The organism is Paratractidigestivibacter sp., assembly GCF_052362415.1.
Classification (GTDB): Bacteria; Actinomycetota; Coriobacteriia; order Coriobacteriales; family Atopobiaceae; genus Paratractidigestivibacter.
The window spans coordinates 11,405-13,732 of the sequence record NZ_DAWEMK010000025.1; the positions used below are offsets into that span (position 1 = coordinate 11,405).

The window sequence follows — 2,328 nt, forward strand, 5'->3', positions numbered from 1 at the left end:
GTCCCTCTCCAAGTCGATGACGTCGGTCGCGGTGCAGCAGCTGGTGGACGCCTGCCGCGTCGACCTCGACGCCCCGGCCGCGCTCTACGCGCCCGAGCTCGGGGTCCCGAAGTCGGTGACGGTGCGCTCGCTCCTCAACCAGACGAGCGGATTCGGCTACTACGAGTCGCTGGCGAGGGCGCGCTCGGGGGAGTGCGCCGGCAGGTTCAGCTATGCGAACGCGAACTACGACCTGCTCGGGCGAATCGTCGAGAACGTGAGCGGAATGAGCTGCGGGGAGTATCTGCGCGCCTACGTGTTCGGCCCGCTGGGCATGCGAGACGCCTCCATCGACGGCGAGGCCGCCTGCGCCCCCGCGGCGACGGGGCATCGCAACTGGTTCGGGCTGAACGTCGCCGACGGGTTCGCGCACGAGCGCGGCGACGACGCGTGGGGCGGGCCTTCGTCGGGCTATGTGCGCGCGAGCATATCGGATATGGCTTCTTACCTGCGGATGTATTTGAACAGCGGAGCCGGTGTGGTCACGCCTGCGGGCATCCACCGCATGGTGTACGACCGTGTTCCGGACCCTGACGGCGACTCGTTCTACGGCATGGGCTGGACGACCTTCCGCTGGGACGACGGCGAGACGGTCATGTCACACGACGGCGACGTCGAGAACTACGTGGCGCGCATGTGCATCGTGCCGGGGCGCGACCTCGGGATCGTGCTTCTTTGCGACGCTAACGACGCCGTGGAGGGCAACTCCGCGTTCTGGCAGATCGGCGACGACGTGACGTCTTTGGCCGTGGGCGGCTCTGCGGCGGGGGTTGACGGGGGCGCGGCGCCTCGGCTGCACGCACGCTTCGACGTCGCATACGCGCTCGCCATCGCGGCGTGCGCCGGAGCGCTGGTGTTGAGCCTGACGGCGCGGCGCAGCCGTTCCGAGGATCGCCTGGAGCGCGTCATGCGCCTCGTTTGGGGGGTCGCTCTGCACATCGTTCTGCCTGTGGCGATCGTGCTCTACCCGATGACCTTCGACATGCGCCTGCGTGATTTCGCGGACTTCTACCCGGAGCAGGCCGCCGTGGGGCTCATGTGCGCGGCGCTCCTGCTCGCCGGTGGCGTCGCGGAGGTGGCTGCTCGCCGGCGGCGCGTTACTTGTCGCTGAAGGTCACCGAGCAGGAGCCTCCCTCGGGGTGCACGAGGTCGGCCAAGGTCTTCGAGTCGAGGTAGCTCGACGTCACGCGACCGAGGTCGCGCCAGACGTCGACGGTCGAGCAGGTGTTGACCTGCGGGCAGATGGTGCCGTTCGAGCAGTTGAGGCAGTTCACGGGCGCGAGCGAGCCTTCCGCCGCGCGCAGGATCTCGCCGAGTGTGTAGTCCTTCGGCTCGCGGGTGAGCTTGTAGCCGCCGCCCTTGCCGCGCTGGCTCTGTACGTAGCCCGCCTTGTGCATGAGCGAGATCACCTGCTCGAGGTACTTGCGCGAGATGTTCTGCCGCTTGGAGACGTCGCCCAGGGAGACCCAGCCCTCGTGACCAGCGAGGTCGGCCATCGCGCGCAGGGCGTAGATGCCCTTCGTCGAGAACATTCCCATGCTTATCTCCTATCCAATGACGAAAAGGGACAGTCCCTTTTCGTCATTTGTTCTCCAGCATCTCCTCGAGGGTGCGCCACGCGAGCTCGGCGCACTTGACGCGCGCGGGCATGTGGGCGATGTCCTTGAGGATCGAGGCGTCCTCGAGGTCGGCGAGCGAGGGATCGTCCTCGGGGATCTCGCCGCGGACCATCTGCATAAAGAGCTTGCAGAGGCGGATGGCCTCCTCGGGCTTCTTGTCGATCATGAGGTCGCTCATGATGTCGGCGGAAGCCTGGCTGATGGCGCAGCCGTGCCCGGTGAACGCGGCCTCCTCGATGGTCCCGTCGTCGGCGAACTTGACCGAGAAATTCAGCTCGTCTCCGCAGGAGGGGTTCACGCCCTCGTGTGTGCAGTCGGGGTCCTCCATCTGGTACTTGTAGTCGGGGTGGGACACGTGGTCCATGAACTCGGCGTTATAGAGGTCAGTCACGGCCATGGAATACCTGCCAAACTTGGGCCAGACCGTCGATGAGGCGGTCGATGTCGGATTTGTCGTTGTAGAAGGCCACGCTCGCGCGGCAGCAGGCGAGGTTCTCCACGCCGAGCCAGGTGAGCAGCGGCTGGGCGCAGTGGTGTCCCGCGCGGATGCAGACGCCGGACATGTCGAGGATGCTCGCCACGTCGTGCGGGTGGATCCCGCGGACGTTGAAGCTCACGACTCCGTGGTGCGCCGAGGCCTCGGCGGGCCCGATGACGTCGATGTAGTCGA

3 protein-coding genes and 1 pseudogene are annotated in these 2,328 nt (G+C 66.7%); 1 reads left to right on the forward strand and 3 read right to left on the reverse strand.

Features of this window, described 5'->3' with window-relative positions; genetic code table 11:
* Positions 1 to 1,150: serine hydrolase domain-containing protein (locus tag ACT84W_RS04060; protein WP_444328291.1), on the forward strand; the 1,150-nt coding region annotated here is incomplete at its 5' end.
* Here the strand turns inward: ACT84W_RS04060 and ACT84W_RS04065 are convergent.
* The 3 genes and pseudogenes from ACT84W_RS04065 to ACT84W_RS04075 form a co-directional block, all read right to left on the reverse strand.
* A complete protein-coding gene (locus ACT84W_RS04065; protein ID WP_417575866.1) occupies positions 1,137 to 1,577 on the reverse strand; it encodes an RrF2 family transcriptional regulator in 441 nt (146 codons plus the stop codon). The two genes, ACT84W_RS04060 and ACT84W_RS04065, sit on opposite strands and share 14 nt — an antisense overlap.
* Positions 1,578 to 1,620: 43 nt before the next feature.
* Positions 1,621 to 2,055 carry a Fe-S cluster assembly sulfur transfer protein SufU gene (gene sufU, locus ACT84W_RS04070; protein ID WP_417575865.1) on the reverse strand — a complete coding sequence of 145 codons (435 nt, stop codon included), beginning with the start codon at positions 2,053 to 2,055 and terminating at the stop codon, positions 1,621 to 1,623.
* Positions 2,042 to 2,328 (reverse strand): annotated as a pseudogene (locus ACT84W_RS04075) (aminotransferase class V-fold PLP-dependent enzyme); the annotation flags it as partial. The gene sufU and the pseudogene ACT84W_RS04075, both read right to left, overlap by 14 nt.